At 34.3% G+C, this 21,214-nt stretch carries 17 protein-coding genes; 7 read left to right on the top strand and 10 right to left on the bottom strand.

Annotated elements, in window-relative coordinates:
- Window positions 1–156: 156 nt before the first annotated feature.
- The 5 genes from OD803_RS03755 to OD803_RS03735 all read left to right on the top strand — a co-directional run bounded on the left by OD803_RS03755 (window position 157) and on the right by OD803_RS03735 (window position 5,575).
- Window positions 157–1,329 (top strand): PSP1 domain-containing protein, encoded by a 1,173-nt coding sequence (locus tag OD803_RS03755; RefSeq protein WP_262732401.1) that lies wholly within the window; start codon window positions 157–159, stop codon window positions 1,327–1,329.
- Window positions 1,316–1,813 (top strand): gliding motility lipoprotein GldH, encoded by a 498-nt coding sequence (locus OD803_RS03750; protein ID WP_129759715.1) that lies wholly within the window; start codon window positions 1,316–1,318, stop codon window positions 1,811–1,813. The genes OD803_RS03755 and OD803_RS03750 overlap by 14 nt, the downstream gene beginning before the upstream one ends.
- A gap of 2 nt (window positions 1,814–1,815) precedes the next feature.
- Window positions 1,816–4,146, top strand: coding sequence for a penicillin-binding protein 1A (locus OD803_RS03745; protein ID WP_262732400.1), 2,331 nt, complete (start codon window positions 1,816–1,818; stop codon window positions 4,144–4,146).
- 71 nt (window positions 4,147–4,217) lie between these two features.
- Entirely contained in the window at window positions 4,218–4,919 is a 702-nt protein-coding gene (locus tag OD803_RS03740; protein WP_129759713.1) for a CoA transferase subunit A, read from the top strand.
- Window positions 4,920–4,921: 2 nt separating this feature from the next.
- Window positions 4,922–5,575 (top strand): 3-oxoacid CoA-transferase subunit B, encoded by a 654-nt coding sequence (locus tag OD803_RS03735; RefSeq protein WP_131506325.1) that lies wholly within the window; start codon window positions 4,922–4,924, stop codon window positions 5,573–5,575.
- 384 nt (window positions 5,576–5,959) lie between these two features.
- On the opposite strand, the gene OD803_RS03730 is transcribed toward OD803_RS03735, so the two are convergent.
- Window positions 5,960–7,651 (bottom strand): ABC transporter ATP-binding protein, encoded by a 1,692-nt coding sequence (locus OD803_RS03730; RefSeq protein ID WP_262732399.1) that lies wholly within the window; start codon window positions 7,649–7,651, stop codon window positions 5,960–5,962.
- Window positions 7,652–7,865: 214 nt separating this feature from the next.
- Here OD803_RS03730 and OD803_RS03725 point away from each other — a divergent pair, with 214 nt between their 5' ends.
- Window positions 7,866–13,637 (top strand): reprolysin-like metallopeptidase, encoded by a 5,772-nt coding sequence (locus OD803_RS03725; protein WP_262732398.1) that lies wholly within the window; start codon window positions 7,866–7,868, stop codon window positions 13,635–13,637.
- Between the two features lie 63 nt (window positions 13,638–13,700).
- On the opposite strand, the gene OD803_RS03720 is transcribed toward OD803_RS03725, so the two are convergent.
- From OD803_RS03720 to OD803_RS03710, 3 genes are read right to left on the bottom strand one after another with little or no spacing between them, the layout of a single operon-like run.
- Window positions 13,701–14,414, bottom strand: coding sequence for a 3'-5' exonuclease (locus OD803_RS03720; protein ID WP_131506322.1), 714 nt, complete (start codon window positions 14,412–14,414; stop codon window positions 13,701–13,703).
- 3 nt (window positions 14,415–14,417) lie between these two features.
- Window positions 14,418–15,569: a serine hydrolase domain-containing protein gene (locus OD803_RS03715; protein WP_262732397.1), complete on the bottom strand. Its 1,152-nt coding sequence runs from the start codon at window positions 15,567–15,569 to the stop codon at window positions 14,418–14,420.
- Window positions 15,570–15,613: 44 nt separating this feature from the next.
- Entirely contained in the window at window positions 15,614–16,222 is a 609-nt protein-coding gene (locus OD803_RS03710) for a TetR/AcrR family transcriptional regulator (RefSeq protein ID WP_262732396.1), read from the bottom strand.
- A 72-nt stretch (window positions 16,223–16,294) separates the two neighbouring features.
- On the opposite strand from OD803_RS03710, the gene OD803_RS03705 reads away from it, so the two are divergent.
- Window positions 16,295–16,729, top strand: a complete 435-nt coding sequence (locus tag OD803_RS03705) for a cupin domain-containing protein (RefSeq protein WP_262732395.1) — start codon at window positions 16,295–16,297, stop codon at window positions 16,727–16,729.
- Here the strand turns inward: OD803_RS03705 and OD803_RS03700 are convergent.
- From OD803_RS03700 to OD803_RS03675, 6 genes are read right to left on the bottom strand one after another with little or no spacing between them, the layout of a single operon-like run.
- Window positions 16,726–17,199 (bottom strand): methylated-DNA--[protein]-cysteine S-methyltransferase, encoded by a 474-nt coding sequence (locus OD803_RS03700; protein ID WP_262732394.1) that lies wholly within the window; start codon window positions 17,197–17,199, stop codon window positions 16,726–16,728. The two genes, OD803_RS03705 and OD803_RS03700, sit on opposite strands and share 4 nt — an antisense overlap.
- Window positions 17,199–18,320 carry a CNNM domain-containing protein gene (locus OD803_RS03695; protein ID WP_129759706.1) on the bottom strand — a complete coding sequence of 374 codons (1,122 nt, stop codon included), beginning with the start codon at window positions 18,318–18,320 and terminating at the stop codon, window positions 17,199–17,201. Before OD803_RS03695 ends, OD803_RS03700 begins: the two co-directional genes overlap by 1 nt.
- Before the next feature lie 42 nt (window positions 18,321–18,362).
- On the bottom strand, window positions 18,363–18,755 hold the full coding sequence (locus OD803_RS03690; protein ID WP_262732393.1) for a cytochrome c: 393 nt from the start codon (window positions 18,753–18,755) through the stop codon (window positions 18,363–18,365).
- A gap of 2 nt (window positions 18,756–18,757) precedes the next feature.
- Window positions 18,758–19,747, bottom strand: coding sequence for a porphobilinogen synthase (gene hemB / locus OD803_RS03685; RefSeq protein WP_262732392.1), 990 nt, complete (start codon window positions 19,745–19,747; stop codon window positions 18,758–18,760).
- A gap of 12 nt (window positions 19,748–19,759) precedes the next feature.
- Window positions 19,760–20,662, bottom strand: coding sequence for an oxygen-dependent coproporphyrinogen oxidase (gene hemF, locus OD803_RS03680; protein WP_134198395.1), 903 nt, complete (start codon window positions 20,660–20,662; stop codon window positions 19,760–19,762).
- A 10-nt stretch (window positions 20,663–20,672) separates the two neighbouring features.
- Window positions 20,673–21,212 (bottom strand): GNAT family N-acetyltransferase, encoded by a 540-nt coding sequence (locus OD803_RS03675; RefSeq protein ID WP_262732391.1) that lies wholly within the window; start codon window positions 21,210–21,212, stop codon window positions 20,673–20,675.
- Between the last annotated feature and the right edge of the window lie 2 nt (window positions 21,213–21,214).

Below are 21,214 nucleotides of genomic sequence, written 5' to 3'. Positions count from 1 at the left end.
ACTGATAAATAGTGTTTTGAACTTTAATTAAATAAGATTTTCTAAACAATCAATTGATTTATTATACTCAATAAATAATCTTATCTTTACATTTGAAAATAAATATTAATCAGCATTCAGAAACCAATTGGTTTACTGAATTTTATATAAAATTTTATGGCTTGTAACAGTTGCTCAACTGGTAAAGATGGTCAACCAAAAGGATGTAAGAATAATGGAACATGCGGAACAGATAGCTGCAATAAACTAACTGTTTTTGATTGGTTGGCAAACATGTCTTTACCTAATGGAGAAGAACCTTTTATTGGTGTTGAGGTTAGGTTTAAAAATGGAAGAAAGCAATATTATAAAAACACTGAGAACTTAACATTAAGCATTGGAGACGTAGTTGCTACTCAAGCTAAGTCAGGACATGATATAGGTATGGTAACGCTTACAGGAGAATTGGTAAGAATTCAAATGAAGCGAAAAAAGGTTGACATTAATGACGAAGAAGAAGTCTTAAAAATTTACCGTAAAGCCAACCAAAAAGATATTGATGTTTGGTCTTCTGCAAGAGATAAAGAAGAAGCTATGAAAGTTAAAGCAAGACAGTTTGCGATTGACTTAAAGCTAAAAATGAAAATCTCTGATATCGAATATCAAGGAGATGCTAGTAAAGCTACGTTTTATTATACTGCTGAAGAGCGTGTGGACTTTAGAGAACTTATAAAAGTATTTGCTAAAGAGTTTAGAACACGTATTGAGATGAAGCAAGTAGGTTTTCGTCAAGAAGCTGCAAGACTTGGTGGTATTGGCTCTTGTGGTAGAGAATTATGCTGCTCAACTTGGTTGACAGATTTTAGGTCTGTAAGTACTTCAGCAGCACGTTACCAACAGTTATCGCTTAATCCATTAAAATTAGCAGGACAATGCGGAAAGTTAAAATGCTGCTTAAACTATGAATTAGACGCTTATCTAGAAGCACTAAAGCAATTTCCTAAAACTGAAATTAAACTTCATACAGAAAAAGGAACAGCAGTTTGCCAAAAAACGGATATTTTTAAAGGCCATATGTGGTATGCTTATGAAGGCGAATGGATGAATTGGCATAAGCTCACTACTGACCAAGCTAATGAAATCATAGAAAAAAATAAGAAAAAGCAAAAGGTTGCAAGCCTTGAAGAATACGCAGTTGAACTACTTGAAGATACTAAAGTTGCTTTTGAAAACGTTGTTGGTCAAGATAGTTTAACACGCTTTGATAGTCCAAAACGTAAAAAGAAACGTAGAAATAATAGAGGGAAACAAAAACGAAATAACAAGTCTCGAAATAATGCTAAAAAATAGTTGTATTGCACTTATAATGAGTATCCTTTGTTGCTCATGCGATTCCAATCTTGTTTTTGATGAGTACCAAACTGTACCTAACCAATGGAATAAAGACTCAGTAGTTTCGTTTAATGTAACACCTCCAGATTCAACCAATACTTATAATCTATTTCTCAATTTAAGAAACAACAATAGTTATAAGTACAGTAATTTATTTCTTATTGTTGAAATGAACTACCCAAACGGTAAGGTTCAAAAAGATACTCTAGAGTATGATATGACTGCTCCAGATGGCACTTTTTTAGGAAAAGGATTTACCGATGTTAAAGAAAATAAACTTTGGTATAAAGGTTATGAAAAACCATTTGTATTTAATGAAGTAGGAGAATATACGGTTAAAATTCAGCAAGCAATGAGAGAAAACGGTAAAGTTGATGGAGTAGAAAATCTAGAAGGAATTACTGAAGTAGGATTTAGAATAGAACATTCAAATACTAATTGATTATGGCTAAAAAAGCAGCTTCAAAAAAACAAGAAACGAACGATTTCTCAAAGTATATACGTTGGTTTTGGATCGTATTTTTAGGAGGAATCCTTTCAATAGGTTTAATATTTCTATTAGCATCTTGGGGCGTTTTTGGTGAAATGCCTGATCATACGGTTTTAGAAAACCCTAAAACAAATTTAGCAACCGAAATTATTTCTTCTGACGGAAAAACCCTAGGGAAATTCTATTTTGACGACAACCGTACACCTGTTGATTATAGCGAGCTACCAAAAAACTTGGTTGATGCTTTAATTGCAACCGAAGATGCGCGTTTTTATGACCATTCAGGAATTGATGCTAGAGGAACATTAAGAGCTGCAATAAAACTTGGAAGTGGAGGAGGAGCAAGTACTATTTCGCAGCAATTAGCGAAGCAGTTATTTCATGGAGAAGGTTCAAAAAACATTATAGAGCGTGTATTACAAAAAGCTAAAGAATGGATAATTGCTACAAGATTAGAACGTCAATATACTAAAGAAGAAATTATCGCTCAATACTTCAATATTTATGATTTTGGTAATAATGCTGATGGTATAAGAAGTGCATCAAGAATTTATTTTGGAAAAGAACCACAAGACTTAAACCTTAAAGAATCTGCAATGTTGGTAGGAATGTTCAAAAACTCATCATTGTACAATCCTAGGCGAAATCCTGTTGGAGTTAAAAATAGACGTAATGTAGTCTTAGCTCAAATGAATAAATATGAGTTTATTGATGAAACAGTAAAGGACTCATTACAAAAAACCGAATTAGATTTAGATTACACTCCAGAAACCCACAATGCAGGAATAGCGACTTACTTTAGAGAATATTTAAGGGATTTTATGAAGCAGTGGATTAAAGATAATCCAAAACCAGATGGTGAAAAATGGAGTTTATACAACGACGGATTAAAAATTTATACCACAATAGATTCTAGAATGCAACAGTATGCCGAAGACGCTGTGCAAAAGCACATGCCAAGGCTGCAAGCTGAATTTGACCATCAAAACACACCAGATAGAAACCCAACAGCTCCTTTTTTAGAATTAGACTTGGACGAGATCGATGCTTTAATGAAACGCAGTATGCGTCAGTCAGAACGATGGAGGCACATGAAATATGATTTGAAAAAATCTGATAAAGAAATTATCGAGTCTTTTGATAAACCTACACAAATGGAAGTGTTTTCATGGAAAGGAGAAATTGACACCATCATGAAACCAATAGACTCTATGCGTTACTACAAATCATTTTTGCATACAGGTATGATGTCCATGGATCCTCAAACAGGACATGTAAAAGCATGGGTTGGAGGAGTCAATTATAAACACTTTCAGTATGATCATGTAAAACAAGGAAAGCGTCAAGTAGGTTCAACGTTTAAGCCTTTTGTATATGCCACAGCAATTGACCAATTGCACCTTTCACCTTGTGACACGCTTCCAAATACCCAAATTACAATAGAAGCTAACAAGTATGGAAATCCAGAGCCTTGGACTGCTAAAAATTCTGATGGAAAATATGGAGGTTTTAAAACATTAAAGAACGCTTTAGCCAATTCTACAAACACTATTACTGCAAGACTAATGGATAAAGTTGGTCCGCAACCAGTTATTGATATGGCAAAAAACTTAGGCGTTGAAGAAGAAATTTTACCAGTACCTGCAATTGCATTAGGAACACCAGATTTAAGTGTTTACGAAATGGTTGCAGCATATTCAACCTTTGCAAATAAAGGAGTTTACAACAAGCCTGTTTTGGTGACCAGAATAGAAGATAAAAATGGTACAGTATTATTTCAGTTTACTCCAGAGTCTAAAGACGTTTTAAGTGAAGAAGTAGCCTATGTAACCGTTAATCTTATGGAAGGTGTTACCCAAGGTGGTTCGGGTACTAGATTAAGACATACTTGGGCAGGAAATACTCAAGTATATAAAGAAATAATCACAGGTTATCCTTATGGTTTTGATAACCCAATTGCTGGAAAAACAGGAACTACACAAAACCAAAGTGATGGTTGGTTTATGGGAATGGTGCCAAATTTAGTAACAGGTGTTTGGGTTGGTGCCGAAGATAGAGCAGCTCACTTTAAAACTATTACTTATGGCCAAGGAGCGTCTATGGCATTACCAATTTGGGGATTGTATATGAAGAGTTGTTATGAAAATCCAGAGCTAGGAATTTCTAAAGGTAATTTTGAAAAACCTAATGAATTATCCATACAAGTTGATTGTGACAATTATCAACCCGATGAAGGTGCAAGTCAGTCAATTGATGAGGATTTAGATGGAGTCATAAACTTTTAAAAAAATCAAAAGCCATTCATTTTAGAATGGCTTTTTTATTTTGTATTTTTCGGTAGAAAATATTCTTAAAAATGATAAATAAAAAAGTTGCAGATGTCACAGAAGCGCTCAAAGGTGTTTCTGATAATATGACATTTATGCTTGGTGGTTTTGGGCTTTGTGGTATTCCTGAAAACAGTATTTCTGAATTGGTTAAACGCAATGTAAAAGGTGTGACTTGTATTTCTAACAATGCAGGTGTTGACGATTTTGGATTGGGATTATTACTTCAAAAACATCAAATAAAAAAAATGGTGTCTTCTTATGTAGGAGAAAACGATGAGTTTGAACGCCAAATGCTAACTGGAGAACTCGAAGTTGAGCTTATTCCTCAAGGCACTTTAGCTGAACGTTGTAGAGCTGCTCAATCTGGTTTTCCTGCATTTTACACTCCTGCAGGTTATGGAACCGAAGTTGCGGTAGGCAAGGAAACAAGAGAGTTTAATGGAAAAATGTATGTGCTAGAACAAGCCTTTGAAGCCGATTTTGCTTTTGTAAAAGCTTGGAAAGGTGATGAGGCTGGTAACTTAATTTTTAAAGGTACAGCAAGAAACTTTAACCCAGTAATGTGTGGTGCAGCCAAAATAACTGTGGCTGAGGTTGAAGAGCTGGTACCTATTGGAGAATTGGATCCAAATCAAATACATATCCCTGGAATTTTTGTACAGCGCATTTTCCAAGGAAAAGACTATGAAAAACGAATTGAGCAACGCACAGTAAGACAAAGAGATTAATTATGTTAGACAAAAACGGAATTGCAAAACGCATAGCAAAAGAAGTGCAAGATGGTTATTATGTTAACCTTGGTATTGGAATACCAACCTTGGTTGCCAATTATGTAAGAGATGATATTGAGGTTGAATTTCAAAGTGAAAATGGTGTTTTAGGTATGGGACCTTTTCCTTTTGAAGGTGATGAAGATGCTGATATTATTAACGCTGGAAAGCAAACTATCACCACACTACCAGGAGCTAGTTTTTTTGACTCTGCTACTAGTTTTTCAATGATTAGAGGTAAGCATGTTCATTTAACAATACTAGGTGCTATGGAAGTTGCTGAAAATGGAGATATAGCCAATTGGAAAATTCCTGGACGTATGGTAAAAGGTATGGGAGGCGCAATGGATCTTGTTGCAAGTGCCGAAAATATTATTGTAGCAATGATGCATACTAATAAAGCAGGTGAATCTAAACTTCTAAAAAAATGTTCATTACCGCTAACAGGTGTGGGATGCGTAAAAAAGATTGTGACCAATATGGCTGTTTTAGAAGTAACCGATGAAGGTTTTAAACTTTTAGAAAGAGCTCCAGGTGTTTCGGTTGAAGCTATTAAAAATGCAACCGAAGGTCGTTTAATTGTAGAAGGAGATATTCCTGAAATGGACGTTTAAAATTCAATATAAACTATAATAAATTGAGCCACTTTTTTTAAGTGGCTTTATTTTTTTACAACTTATATTTGTAAGAAAAATCTTCAGACAATCGTTTAAATGTTAAAAATTTATGCTTTTTATCGATTTTTTATGTATTTAAGCCGATTTATTCAAAAGTTTATTTCATATTAGCAAAACCAAATCGAAACTAAATAATTAACCAAATCTGTCATAAACTTAATTTATGATTTTCCCCAAATCTATCATAAATTTCTACTTATGAAAAATGTAGCCCCAAATCTACCAAGACCTACTTTTTTTGAAAGCAAGATTTTTTCAACCTTTCAAAGCACGTTAAGATTAGTGAGAAGCATCTTAGCGTTAACCAAAAAAATATTCATGCTATAACCCTTTTGGGATGGCATGAATTAATTTTTTTGTGTACTCTTTCTGAGGAGAGTTGTAAATTTCATCAGCATCATTCATTTCTTCTATTTCACCTTTATTCATAACCACTAATTGGTCTGACATATATTTCACTACAGATAAGTCGTGCGAAATAAAAATATATGTAAAGTTGAAGTTTTCTTTCAACTCGTTTAAAAGATTTAATACCTGTGCTTGAACCGAAATATCTAAAGCCGAAACCGATTCGTCACAGATAATTAACTTTGGTTGTAATGCTATAGCTCTTGCAATACCTACTCGTTGACGTTGCCCACCAGAAAACTCATGTGGATACTTATAAAAAGAATCATTATCTAAACCAACCCTTTCTAGTAAGTCCATTACTTTCTCTTTCCTTTCATTATTTGAAGTTCCTATACGATGCACTTTCATAGGTTCCATTATGGCTTTACCAATAGGTAGTCTAGGATTTAACGAAGCATAAGGGTCTTGAAAAATAATTTGGATGTCTTTTCTAAGAGCTCTGATTTTAGATTTTGATAAGGTATTAATGTCAACTCCATTATATAGGATTTTACCAGCTGATGCTTTGTCTAATAATAAAATGGCATTTGCTAATGTTGACTTACCGCAACCAGATTCTCCAACAAGCCCCAAAGTTTCTCCACTGTACAATTTAAAACTTACATTATTAACCGCTTTAAAAACTGTAGGCTTAGAAAACCATCCAGATTTTGAGAAATACTCTTTTTCCAAATTAACTATTTCAAGCAATGGAGGTTTTGAGTAAATAGTTTTATGAGTTATTTGTCTTTCTTCAGTAGATACAACAGTATAATCAGTAGTTTTATTAATAAAATCGCTAATGGTTGGTAGGGTTTTAAGTCTAACATCCAATGAAGGTTTTGAATTTATTAATGCTTTTGTGTAAATGTGTTCCGGTGTTTTAAAGACTGTATTAACATCACCTTGCTCAACAATTTCACCCTTGTACATAACAACAATTCTGTTCGAAATTTCTGAGACCAAAGCGAGATCATGAGAAATAAAAATAATGCTCATGCCTTCGTTTTTTTGAAGCTCTTTTAAGAGTTTAATAATTTCTTTTTGAACAGTAACGTCTAGAGCTGTTGTAGGTTCGTCAGCGATAAGTATTTTGGGTTTACATGCAATAGCCATGGCTATCATTACACGTTGCTTTTGTCCGCCAGAAATTTCATGAGGATATGCGCTAAACACACGTTCAGGTAATGGCAGTTTTACTTTTTCAAAAAGAGATAAAGTTTCTGCTTTAGCTTCAGTTTTTGAAAGTGAGGTATGTTTTAAAATAATTTCAGAAACCTGCTTGCCACAAGTCATAGAAGGGTTTAACGAACTCATTGGTTCTTGAAAAATCATTGCAATATCATTGCCTCTAATATGTTCAAAAGCTTTAGGTTTTAATTGTGTTAAATCAAGGTTGTTAAATACAATTTCACCAGAAGTTATTTTTGATATTTTATTAGGCAAAAGCCCTAAAATAGCTAGAGAAGATACTGATTTTCCAGAACCAGACTCTCCAACAATTCCTAAAATTTCATTTTCATAAAGCGTATACGAAATGTGTTTGATAATGTCTTTTTCTCCTGAATTTGAAGAAAATGAGATAGACAAGTCGTTAACCGAAAGTAATTTTGATTTGGACATGTGTAAATGTAATCAAATTTTAAGATGAAATTTTGAGGTTTAAGATTGCTTATTGAAATATGTAAGACATTTCTTGTGATGCATTACGGAAAAACCGTAAAAATCAACTTTTATTGCGAAGTTACCAACAAAACAGTTAAATTTTTGAATTTAAATATTACTTTTAATAAATAATTAACAAAAATTCTGTCAATAACCCTTAAATCCCTAAATGATGAAAGTAAAATTACTTTTACTCATTTTTACAATGAGTATGAGCATTGCTATGGCTCAAAACAAATCTTTATGGCAAAAACAATCACTTAATAGTAGTGAAAAGATCAAACCTTCAAAAGCAAATTTGCCTAGAGCAAATAGCTATGTTTTAGACATTGAAAGTTTAAAACATGCGCTTAAAAGAGCGCCATTAAGGTCTTCTTCATTAAATTCATCAAGTGTTGTTTTATCTTTTCCTAATTCTGAAGGACAACACGAACGCTTTAAAATATTTGAAGCTCCTGTCTTTAGTCCAGAGTTAGCTGCAAAGTATCCTAACATTAAATCTTATATAGGAAAAGGTGTTGAGGATCCTTCTTTAACAATACGATTTAGTGTTTCTCATTTAGGTTTTCAATCTATGCGATTAGCTGCTGATAAATATGCAACATTTATTGAAGCTATAACTGACGATTTATCATATTATACAGTTTATAAAAGAGCAGATAAAATTGATTTTTCAGATGATTTTGAATGTGAAGTTACAGCGCAAATGAACTCTAGTTTAAATGGTCAAAACCCTCAAATGGCTATGAGAAATGCCGATGATGGTATACTACGAACGTATAGACTTGCGGTTTCTGCTACTGGAGAATACACACAATATCATGGAGGTACAAAAGCCTCAGCATTGGCAGCGATAAACGCAACTATGACTAGGGTTAACGGTGTTTTTGAAAACGACTTTAATGTTAATATGGTTTTAATTGGCAATAATGATGACGTAATCTATACAAACGCTAATACTGATCCATATAGTAATGGAAGTTATAACAGTCAGTTACAGTCTACCCTTACTAGTGTAATAGGAGAATCTAATTATGATATAGGTCATTTATTTGCAAGAGCTTCTAATAATGGAAACGCAGGATGTATAGGTTGTGTTTGTGTAAATGGTCAAAAAGGTAGTGCATTTACATCGCGAACTGATCCTGAAGGAGATCCTTTTGACATTGATTATGTTGCTCATGAAATTGGGCATCAGTTTGGAGCAAATCACACTTGGACTTTCAATGGAAATGAAGGCACAAATGCACAAATGGAACCAGGAAGTGGTTCAACAATTATGGGTTATGCAGGAATTACAGGTGCAACAGACGTACAATCAAATAGTGACCCTTATTTCCATGCAGTTTCAATTGAGCAGGTAACAGACTATATTAAATCTACAAGTTGCCAAACAAATACAAATACAGGTAATGCTGTTCCGGTTGTAAATGCGGGAGCTAATTATACTATTCCAAGAGGAACTCCATTTGTATTAGAAGGTTCAGCAACCGATGCTGATTCTGGAGATGTACTAACCTATTGCTGGGAACAATATGATGAAAACAATGCATCTACAACTTATCCAAGTGTTAATGCAACTAGTGGAGTTGCGTTTAGATCATATAACCCAACAACTGACAATAAAAGATACTTTCCAAGATTATCTACCATAAAAGCAGGTAATACATCGTGGCAATGGGAAGCGGTACCTAATGTAGCAAGAACTTTAAATTTTAGATTGACCGTTAGAGATAATCAAATAGGAGGAGGAACTAATAATAGTGACGACATGGTTGTTTCTGTAAACAGTAACGCAGGACCATTTGTGGTTAACTCACCAAATACAAATGTTACATGGAACGCAGGTACAACTCAAACCGTAACTTGGGATGTTGCAGGTACAACCGGAAACGGAGTTAATGCTGCTAATGTTGATATTTTCTTATCTACTGATGGCGGAGATACTTATCCAATTTCGTTAGCATCTGGTGTTCCAAACGATGGTTCACATGATATTATAGTTCCTAATAACCAAGGAAATCAAAACAGAGTTATGGTTAGAGGTTCAAATAATATATTTTTTGACATCTCAAACAGCAATTTTACAATTGCAGGACAAGTGGTTTGTAATGCAACAGTTCCAACTGGGTTATCAGCATCTAATATAGGCTCTAACTCAGCGACATTAAGCTGGGATGCAGTTCCTGGAGCGTCTTACGATGTTCAGTATAGGGAAACTGGAGCGCCAACATGGACAACCTTATCTGTAAATGGAGTATCTACTAACTTATCTGGTTTAGCTACATTAACGCAGTATGATGCAAGACTAAGAAGTGTCTGTCCTGATAACGCTACATCGTCTTATAGTAGTATTATTAATTTCACAACTACTGATGTGCAATTAAACTACTGTTCATCTACAAGTTCAAATGTAAATGATGAATATATAAGTAGAGTACAGCTAAACACAATTGACAATAGCTCAGGAGCTCAGTTCTATTCAGATTTTACAAGTATATCAACAACTTTAACTAAAGGAAGTCAATATACAATTACTGTAACACCAACTTGGACAGGAACAACCTATAACGAAGCATATTCGGTATGGATAGATTACAATAGAGATGGAGATTTTAATGATGCAGGAGAACAAGTGTGGACACAATCACCAACACAAACAACACCAGTTTCTGGAGCATTTACTATTCCAACAAATGCAGTAGAAAACGCAACAAGAATACGCGTGTCTATGAAATATAATGGAGTTCCAACTGCATGTGAGTCGTTTACCTATGGTGAAGTTGAAGATTACACAGTTATTATTCAAGGTTCAGGACCAGATGTTGAAGCTCCTAGTGCACCAACTAGTCTTACTGCTTCAAATACAACTCAAACCACAACAGATTTAAGCTGGAATGCTTCAACCGATAATGTTGGAGTTACAGGTTATGATGTCTATCAAGATGGAAGCGTAATAGCAACAGTTACTGGTACAAATTACCAAGTTACAGGATTAACGGCTAGTACAACTTATGCGTTTTATGTGGTTGCTTTTGATGCTGAAGGAAATGAATCGAATAATAGTAATACAGCTAACGTAACTACCTTAGACCCACCAGATACACAAGTACCAACAGTTCCAACAAATTTGGTAGCTTCTAATACAACACAAACCACAACAGATTTAAGTTGGAGCGCTTCATCTGATAATGTTGGTGTTGCTGGATATTATGTATACCAGGACGGAGTTAATATTGCAACAGTTTCAGGAACTACATATCAAGCTGTAGGCTTATCACCAGAAACATCGTATAGTTTTAATGTAGCTGCATTTGATGCTGCAAGTAACACCTCTTCACAAAGTAATACAGCTAATGTAACAACGTTAGTACAACCAGATACACAAGTGCCAACTGCACCAACAAGTTTAACAGCGTTCAATACAACTCAAACTACAACAGATTTAAGTTGGAATGCTTCAACTGATAATGTAGGTGTTTCAGGGTATGATGTGTATCAAGATGGAAGTGTAATAGCAACAGTTACTGCTACAAATTACCAAGTTACAGGATTAACGGCTAGTACAACTTATGCGTTTAATGTAGTTGCTTTTGATTTAGCAGGAAATCAATCTAGTGCTAGTAATACAGCAAATGTAACTACTTTAAGTCCTCCAGATACTCAGGCACCAACAGCACCAACAAGTTTGACTGCATCAAATACGACTGACACATCAACAGATTTAAACTGGAATGCTTCAATAGATAATGTAGGTGTAACGGCTTACAATGTTTATCAAGATGGAAGCTTAATAGTATCTACGCCTTCAACAAGCTATCAAGTAAATGGGTTGAGTCCTAGTACAACGTATACGTTTTATGTAACTGCGTTAGATGCAGCAGGAAATATGTCTTCGCAAAGTAATACAGTTAATGTTACTACTCAAGATGTACAGATTACATACTGTTCATCTACAAGTTCAAATGTAAATGATGAATATATAAGTAGGGTACAGCTAAACACTATTGATAATAGCTCAGGAGCTCAGTTCTATTCAGATTTTACTAGTATTTCAACTACCTTAACTAAGGGAAGTCAATATACAATTACTGTAACACCAACTTGGACAGGAACAACCTATAACGAAGCATATTCGGTATGGATAGATTACAATAGAGATGGAGATTTTAATGATGCAGGAGAGCAAGTGTGGACACAATCACCAACACAAACAACACCAGTTTCTGGAACATTTACTATTCCAACAAATGCAGTAGAAAACGCAACAAGAATGCGCGTGTCTATGAAATATAATGGAGTTCCAACTGCATGTGAGTCGTTTACCTATGGTGAAGTTGAAGATTATACAGTTGTGATTCAAGGTTCAGGACCAGATACAGTTGCGCCTGTTATAACACTTAATGGAGCTTCAGCAATTAATTTAGTTGAGGGTTCAACATATAGTGAGTTAGGAGCTACTGCTACTGATAATGTTGATGGCGATATTACAGCAAATATTGTTATTGGAGGAGATGTGGTAAATACAAGTTCTGTTGGTACTTATGTAGTAACGTATAATGTTAGTGATGCTGCAGGTAATGCCGCTGCAGAAGTTACTAGAACTGTTACTGTAACCGAAGCACCTGATGGCTGTTCAGGAGGAATTTCGTCTTTCCCTTATACCGAAGGGTTTGAAAATACTTTAGGTGCATGGACACAATCAACTAGCGATGATGTTGATTGGACAGTAGATGCAAATGGAACACCGTCAAGCAATACAGGACCTTCAAGCGCTTTCCAAGGATCTTACTATGTGTATGTTGAGGCTTCTAGCCCTAATTATCCAAATCAACGAGCAATATTAAACTCACCTTGTTTTGACTTAAGTGGCTTATCTGATGCTACGTTTAGTTTTAAATATCATATGTATGGAGCTGCTGATATGGGAACTCTTGATTTAGAAATTAGTACTGATAGTGGAAATTCTTGGGGTAGTATTTGGAATCAATCAGGAAACCAAGGAAATGCATGGCAAACTGCTAGTGTAGACCTTTCAAGTTATGTAGGTTCAGCAGTTCAATTACGTTTTAATCGTTTTGTAGGCGGAACATGGCAAGCTGATGTTGCTGTTGATGATATTAGTTTATCTGAAAATGGAAGCACAGGAGGTAACGGTTGTGTTAGTGGTATTAGCTCTTATCCTTATTCTGAAAGTTTTGAAAACACAATTGGAGCTTGGAGTCAATCTTCATCTGACGATTTAGATTGGACAGTTGATGCAAATGGAACTCCATCTAGTGGTACAGGACCATCAAGTGCTGCTCAAGGGTCTTACTATATCTATGTTGAGGCTTCGGGTCAAAATACGGGTTACCCTAATAAACGAGCAATTATCACATCTCCTTGTTTTGATTTAAGTGCAGTGGTATCAGCTTCGTTTAGTTTTCAATATCATATGTATGGAGCTGCTGATATGGGAACTATTGACTTAGAAATTAGTAATGACAATGGAGCTAGTTGGACTAGTCTATGGAGTCAATCAGGTAATCAAGGTAACTCTTGGCAATCACAAACGGTAAACTTATCTGCATATATTGGTGAAAGTATTCAATTACGCTTTAACAGATTTGTAGCTAGTACTTGGCAAGCCGATTTAGCAATAGATGCTATTAATTTAACAACAGCAACAAGTGCTAAAACTGAGACTTCAAAAGGAGAAGATATAGCAGATGTTTTTGATGATATTAAATTGTATCCTAACCCAGTAAAAAGTAATGTGTTAAATATTCAAACTAGTCATAGCAATATTGCATATGAAATTTACAATACTATTGGTCAAACAGTAGCTAAAGGAGAGGTGGTCAACAATAAAATTGACGTTTCAAATTTAAAAGGAGCTGTTTATCAAGTTAGGTTTACTATTGAAGATAAAATTGTTGTAAAACGATTTATTAAAGAGTAAAATAAGTCTACCAACAAAAAAGTCCGAATTTTAAATTCGGACTTTTTTATTTTTTAGAGGTATTTAAATATGAATAATCTCGTTATCATGCAGCAGTTCGTCACCACGCAATCGAAGTAATATTTGTGCTACTGCAATTGTATCTTTTTCACAATAAGTAACAATTCGGTCAATATCATTTTCTTCATAATACACTCTGTAAACTTCACTACCATCAATATCATCCTTAGGCGAAGGAATACCTAAAACATTAGTTAAAAGCTTTAAAGAAGTATAGGTTTTGTAATCACCAAATTTCCAAAGTTCAAGAGTGTCTAGGTGAGGTACTTCCCAAGGTTTTTTTCCGAAAAGATTGAGTTTATAGGGTAATTCTATATTATGAATAATCATTCGTCTTGCTATGTAAGGAAAATCAAATTCTTTTCCGTTATGAGCACAAAGCAAATGCTTGTTTTGACTAAAATGAGTAATCAATAAGTTTTTAAAATCTTTTAAAATTTTGATCTCATCACCATGAAAAGAGGTTACTCTAAAGGTTCTAACATCTCCTTGCATTTTAAAATAGCCTACTGATATGCAAACTATTTTACCAAATTCTGCCCAAATTCCTGCGCGATCATAAAATTCTTCAGCAGTGTATTCGTCTTGTCTTTGGTACCTTGATTTTGCTTCCCAAAGAGCTTGCTTAGTATCGTCTAAATCTGAAAAACGAGGTGTCTCTGGAACAGTTTCAATATCCAAAAAGAGAATGTTTTCAAGATTTAGTTTACTAATCACAATTTATTGTTCTAACATTTTATAGGCTTCATTAATATACGCTGAAATATCAGGTGTAAAAGATGCCACAGCATCTCCAGGGCCTTTAGAGTGTCCTAAACGAACTATAATAACATTGTCATTTGGTTCAACAATAACATATTGTCCTAGATGACCACGCATCATAAAAAAGTGTTTATCGCCAACTGTTTTTAGCCACCATCCATATCCATACTCTGGGCTTTCAGTAAAACGAGGTGTAATAGATTTAGCTATAAATGCCGAATCCAATAACTGCTTCCCATTCCATTTACCATGGTCTTTATACAATTTACCCATTCTTGCAAAGTCCTTAGCATTACTTGCTATACAACAATAGGCTTTAACCAAATCGTGGTCTTCACTATCTACTTGCCAAAGTGCTTGGTTTTCGCTACCTAAAGGTTCCCAAAAACTTTCGGTTAGATAGTCATATAATTTTTTTCCAGATGCACGTTCTATTGCAATAGCTAGCATTTGAGTATCACCACTGGCATATTTGTAAGATGTACCAGGTTCTCTAACTACTTTTAAGCCTGTCATCACCTTGGTTAAATCGTCATCAAAATACGCACGAGTAGTTATTGAAAATGGCGAGTAGTAACGTTCGTCCCAGTTGGTTCCTGAAGCCATACTAGATAAGTCGCCAACGGTCATTTTTGCAGCTTCGCCTTCACAAAATTCTGGTATAAAATCGCAAACAGGTTGGTCAAGATTTTTTATGTAACCATCCATAATCGCTTTTCCTAATAGAGCAGACACATAACTTTTTGCCATAGAAAAAGAGTTGGATTTAGAATCTTCATCAAAACCATCATAATAGTTTTCAAACCAAATACTGTCATTTTTTATAATAACGTAAGCAATCGTACCGTTTTGAGCATTAACATTTTTAAGGGTTTCAGTTTCTTTTACTGAGTTATAGTCTTTGTGATTTGGCCAAGGCTGAGGTGTTCCAATATCTAGAGGTTTATTGTCGAAATGTTTGTAATCTTCTAGATATGCGGTTGTATGACCTTTCATGTAAATGGTTCTTACAGCTTTTAAAAGGTAATCAGTGTCAGTGACGTAAAGTGTAATTATGAGTAAGCCAAATAGAATAGCAACCCATTTAAGGAGTTTTTTGAGGAATTTCATTTATAAGTTTTATTGATTATAAATATACTAAAATCAATATATAATTATTCTAATTTTTTAAGGTCAAAGTTTTTTAACAAAGTTTCTAATGCCCAACTCAAAGTTTTTTTAGCAGTACTATTTTTAAGAAGACAGACATCTTTAGTTGTTATTAAAGACTCTATTCCCATTAAAGTTGTCGCAGAAACAATTAGATTTTTATAATCTTTACCTAATTGTTTTTTATAAGGGCTTAACACAAGCTCAAGTGCTGCTGTTCTTCTAGCTCCTCTAATAGATTTTTTAGTGTCTGAAAAGTCTTCTTTTAGATAGATGCTTAAATATTTTCTAAAAGCCACTTCATTATCTATAGACAATTGATTGTAGTAATCCTGTATGTATAAAATTTGATTAGTTAGTGGTAAATGTTTGCATTCTTCAAATAGAGTTTCTGGAGATTTTGTATTTATATCAATACTCGCTTCAGAACACAATATATCTATATTTGAAAAATAGCGATATACAGTTGCTCTTGATGTGTTGGAGTGTTTAGCAACATCTTCTAATGTGAATTTCTGACCTTTGGAAAGTAATTTTTGTGTTGTTTCTAAAATATTTTGACGCGTCCTTTTCTTTTGAGATTGTCTTCCAGTATTGAGAGAAAAATTATTCATGAGACAAATATCTCATAAAATTTTGAAAACTCAAAAAAAGAAAATACATTTGTGAGACAAAAATCTCACGAAATGAAAACAATTGAAACGTTTTGGGTATTAGGGCATAAGGTAACTAATTATGAAACTACAGGAGATTATGATTTTTCTGTTGGCGAAACACCAGCGCATACACAAGGTCCACCACCACATATGCACAATAAGTTGTCAGAAACTTTTTTAATTACTGAAGGTGAAATGGAATTTATGTTGAATGGAGATGTTAAAATTGCAAAACCGGGTGATTTAATTGATTTACCTCCAAAAACTGTTCATACGTTTTCAAATAAAACAGATAAAACTTGTAAATGGGTTAATATTCATAGCCCAAAAGGCTTTCGAGGATTTTTTGAATTTGTGGGAATTTCAGTTGACAAACAAAACGCTCAAAAGGATTCAATTTCAGAAAGTGTAATTAAAACAGTTATTGAGAAAGCAGCTGATTTTGATATGTATCTTAAGCTTTAAAACAACGATTGTTGTTTATAAGGACTTTCGTGCTCTAAAAGCCATTGTTTTCTATGAAGCCCTCCAGCGTAACCTGTTAAACTACCATCAGTTCCTATAATTCGGTGACATGGTACAATAATCCATAACGGATTTTTACCATTAGCATTAGCCACAGCTCTAATGGCTTTAACATCTCCAAGTTGTTTTGAAAGTTCTAGGTAAGACATCGTTTTTCCATACAGAATAGTTAAAAGCGCGTCCCAAACTGTTTTTTGAAAATCGGTACCTTGAGGATTTAAGTTTAAATCAAAAACTTGTCGTTTGCCTTCAAAATATTCGTTGAGTTGATACACGCAGTCTTCTAAAGACTCAGGAATAATATCAGAGATTTGCTCTTCAGAATTTAAAACCGTTACACTTGCAATACCATCATTATCACCAGTTATTTTGGTGTAACCCAAAGGTGTTTTGATGATACAGGCTTCCATTATTGGTTGTCGTCTTTAGTATCTTCAAAAAGTCCAAGATGCTTTGCTCTTGTTTCCCAACTTTTTCTTGCAAGTAATTGTAGGTCAGGAACATTGTCGCTTTCGTCCATTATTTCTAAACCAAGTAAAGTTTCTATAACATCTTCTTGAGTTACTAAACCGCTTACGCTTCCATATTCATCAACTACCAATGCCATATGGTTTTTACTTTCAATAAGTTTTTCAAAAAGATCAGGAATTGGCAGGCTGCGACCCACTATAATAATGTTTCGTTTAATGTCAGACAGCTTTTTGTCGCCATTATCAAAGGCCATTTCTTTAAAGACATCGTCCTTTAAAACTAATCCTGTAATATTATCAGGATCATTGGTGTATACTGGAATTCTTGAAAAGCGAATGTTGTGGTTTTCAGCAAAAAAAGACGAGATAGTTGTGTTTTCATTTTCTGTTTTAATCACAGTTCTAGGCGTCATTACATCTTTTGCCATTACGTTTTTAAAGGTCAAAAGATTTCTAATTACTTTACTTTCAGATTCATGAAAAACACCTTCTTCGTGCGCAATATCAGTCATTGCAAGAAAACCTTCTCTACTTAAAACACTACCATGACCTTTGCCACCAATAAGTTTTGTGGTAAGTTGTAATAACCATAAAATTCCTGTCCATTTTAATGGAAAAATTAAAACGTTTAAAGCTTTTGCGGTAAAGTTTGCAAGTTGTTTCCAGTAAGTTGCACCAATGGTTTTTGGTATAATTTCAGAAGCTACGAGAATTAAAACCGTCATTATAGAAGATACAATACCAACCATAACATCTTCGGTAATTGTAAGTCCAAAAACAGTACTAGGATTACTTCCGTAGAGTTCGGCATAAGCAACTTTGGCTTGTACACCAACTAAAATTGCACCTACAGTATGCGCAATAGTATTAAGTGTAAGTATGGCAATAAGTGGCTTGTCAACATCTTTTTTAAAGGTCTCTAGAGTAAGTGCATAGGCTTTGCCTTCTTTCTTTTTAATATTAATAAACGTTGGTGTTACACTTAAAAGCACAGCTTCTAGTATTGAACATAAAAAGGAAAAGAAAATAGATACGAGAGCGTAAAGTATGAGTAAACCCATTAGTGTGTTTTAGTTTGATTAATGCGAAGTTACGAAATTGGTTTAGTATGTAACAGAAATAATATAATTGTAAAGGTTGTTTATTTCTTTATTACTTAAATTTGGAAAAGGCATACATTCAATTTCGAATTGATTAATTCGTTTTCTTTCTTCATTTCTTACAAATTTCTGAAAACTTTCAACTGTATAATTCTTAATGTTATTTTCTAGAATTGGTGGATCAGAAATTTTATTTAACCTATGACAAGCAGCACAATTAGTATTAAAAATAGCTCTACCCTCTGAAGTTTCTTCATCATAAAACGTTTTTGTGCCACAGAAGTTTTGAGGCTCTTCGACACCACAAACAGGAGTTTTATTTGTAGTTAAAACAACAACCAATAAAGCAATACCTAAAACAATAATAGCAGTAAATATTACTATTGCCTTTTTCATTTTTAAGAAATTATTTTCACAACATCTTTAGCAAAATAAGAAGCAATTATATCTGCACCAGCACGTTTTATGGCAGTAATTTGCTCCATCATAACAGCATCGTGGTCTAACCAGCCTTTTTCAGCAGCTGCTTTAAGCATAGCATATTCACCAGAAACCTGATATACTGCAACAGGAACATCTACTTCATTTTTGATTTCGCGAACAATATCCAAATAACATAAACCTGGTTTTATCATAACAATATCAGCACCTTCATCAATATCCATTTCGGTTTCTCTAATGGCTTCAAAACGGTTAGCAGGATCCATTTGGTAGGTTTTTTTGTCTTTTGGGATATTTTGAATATCAACAGGAGCAGAATCTAAAGCATCACGAAATGGTCCATAAAATGCCGAAGCGTATTTAGCAGAATAACTCATAATCCCAGTGTCTGTAAACCCATTATCTTCTAAAGCTTCGCGAATAGTTAAAATACGACCATCCATCATATCGCTTGGTGCTACAAAATTAGCGCCTGCTTCAGCGTGAGATAAGCTCATTTCAGCTAAAACATCAGCAGTTTCATCATTAAGAATAACACCGTTTTCAATTATACCATCATGTCCATAAACAGAATAAGGGTCTAAAGCAACATCAGTCATTACCAACATGTCTGGACAAGCATTTTTAACTGTTTTTATAGCGCGTTGCATAAGTCCGTTAGGGTTTAACGCTTCCGTACCTTTGTTGTCTTTAAGGTTGTCAGGAACTTTTACAAACAACAATACTGATTTTAAGCCTAAACGCCACAGCTCTTTAACCTCGTTTTCCAAAAGGTCTAAACTATACCTAAAGTAATTTGGCATAGAAGCAATTTCTTCTTTTACACCTTTACCTTCAACCACAAAAAGTGGAACTAAAAAATCATTTGGTGAAATTATAGTTTCTCTAACTAGGCTTCGAATAGCTTCGTTGGTTCTAAGTCTTCGGTTTCTTCTTAGTGGGAACATATCCTTATAATTTTAAACCCAATTTTTAGGGTTTTGTAATACTTTAATTAGTTTTTCTTCTTCACTTCCTGTTTCAGGATGATGATCATAAATCCATTGCACATGAGGTGGTAAGCTCATTAAGATGCTTTCAATACGACCATTTGTTTTTAGTCCAAACAACGTGCCTTTATCGTGCACCAAATTAAACTCTACATAACGACCACGTCTTATTTCTTGCCAATTTCTTTGAGTTTCAGTGTATGGAAGCTGTTTGCGTTTTTCAACAATTGGAACGTAAGCTTCTAAAAAGCTATTGCCAACTTCGGTTACAAAATCATACCAATTTTCCATGCTCATTTCATCTGTTGCTTTGCAATAATCAAAAAACAAACCACCAATACCACGTGCTTCGTTACGATGTGTGTTGTAAAAATATTCATCACATCGTGCTTTGTAGTTTGGGTAAAACTCTGCATTGTGTTTGTCGCAAGCCGTTTTACAAGTTTGGTGAAAATGTTTTGCGTCTTCCTCAAAGAGATAGTATGGTGTTAAATCTTGTCCGCCACCAAACCATTGGTCAACAATGTTTCCGTTTTGGTCATACATTTCAAAGTATCGCCAATTGGCATGAACCGTTGGAACCATTGGGTTTTTTGGGTGAAGCACTAAACTCAATCCACAAGCAAAAAAGTCGGCATCTTTTACGCCAAAATAGTTTTGCATGCTCTCAGGTAAAGCACCATGAACAGCAGAAATATTTACACCTCCTTTTTCAAAAACAGCTCCATTTTCAATAACACGAGTACGTCCACCACCACCTTCAGGTCGTTTCCAAAGGTCTTCTTTAAATTGAGCAACACCATCAATAGTCTCGAGTTTTGAGGTGATAGTGTTTTGTAAATCTTGTATATATTGATAGAATTTATCTTTCATGATTATTGTTTTAAATGGCTTCTTTATGCAATTCATAAAGTTCCATATCTAGAGTAGATTTCCCAGAAACATACTCTTTTGGTAAGGTTTTAACCCAATTAAATCCAGAACGTTCAGCTACATTTACACTTTCGGTATTGGTTTTATGTACTACTATTTGCAACGTGTTTAATTGTAATTCTGAAAAGGCAAAATTTGTTACTGCTTTAATGCTTTTGGTCATCCAGCCATTACCAGAATATTTGCTTCCTAAGCAATATGCGAATTCACCTAATTTAGATTGATAATCCAAGTGTTTTAAAATCACTAAGCCAGCAATAGCATTAGAGTCTTTATCTTTTATGGCAAAAGTGAATTCGGTTTTATTCTGTATTTCACTATTCTTTTTTTTGATATAGTCTTTTGAAGCGTCTTCAGAAATATTTTGAGATAGTGTTATTGGTAAATACTTTTGAAATCGTTTTCCGTTAGAAATCATTAATCGGCTTAAGTTTGAAGCGTCTGAGGGTTGTAACGTTTCTAATCTAAATATGTCAGTAACCAATACCATTT

The organism is Gaetbulibacter sp. NE (assembly GCF_025548475.1).
GTDB classification, from domain to species: Bacteria; Bacteroidota; Bacteroidia; order Flavobacteriales; family Flavobacteriaceae; genus Gaetbulibacter_B; species Gaetbulibacter_B jejuensis.
The sequence above is the reverse complement of the archived record's forward strand: the minus strand, read 5'-3'. Positions and strand labels throughout refer to the sequence as shown.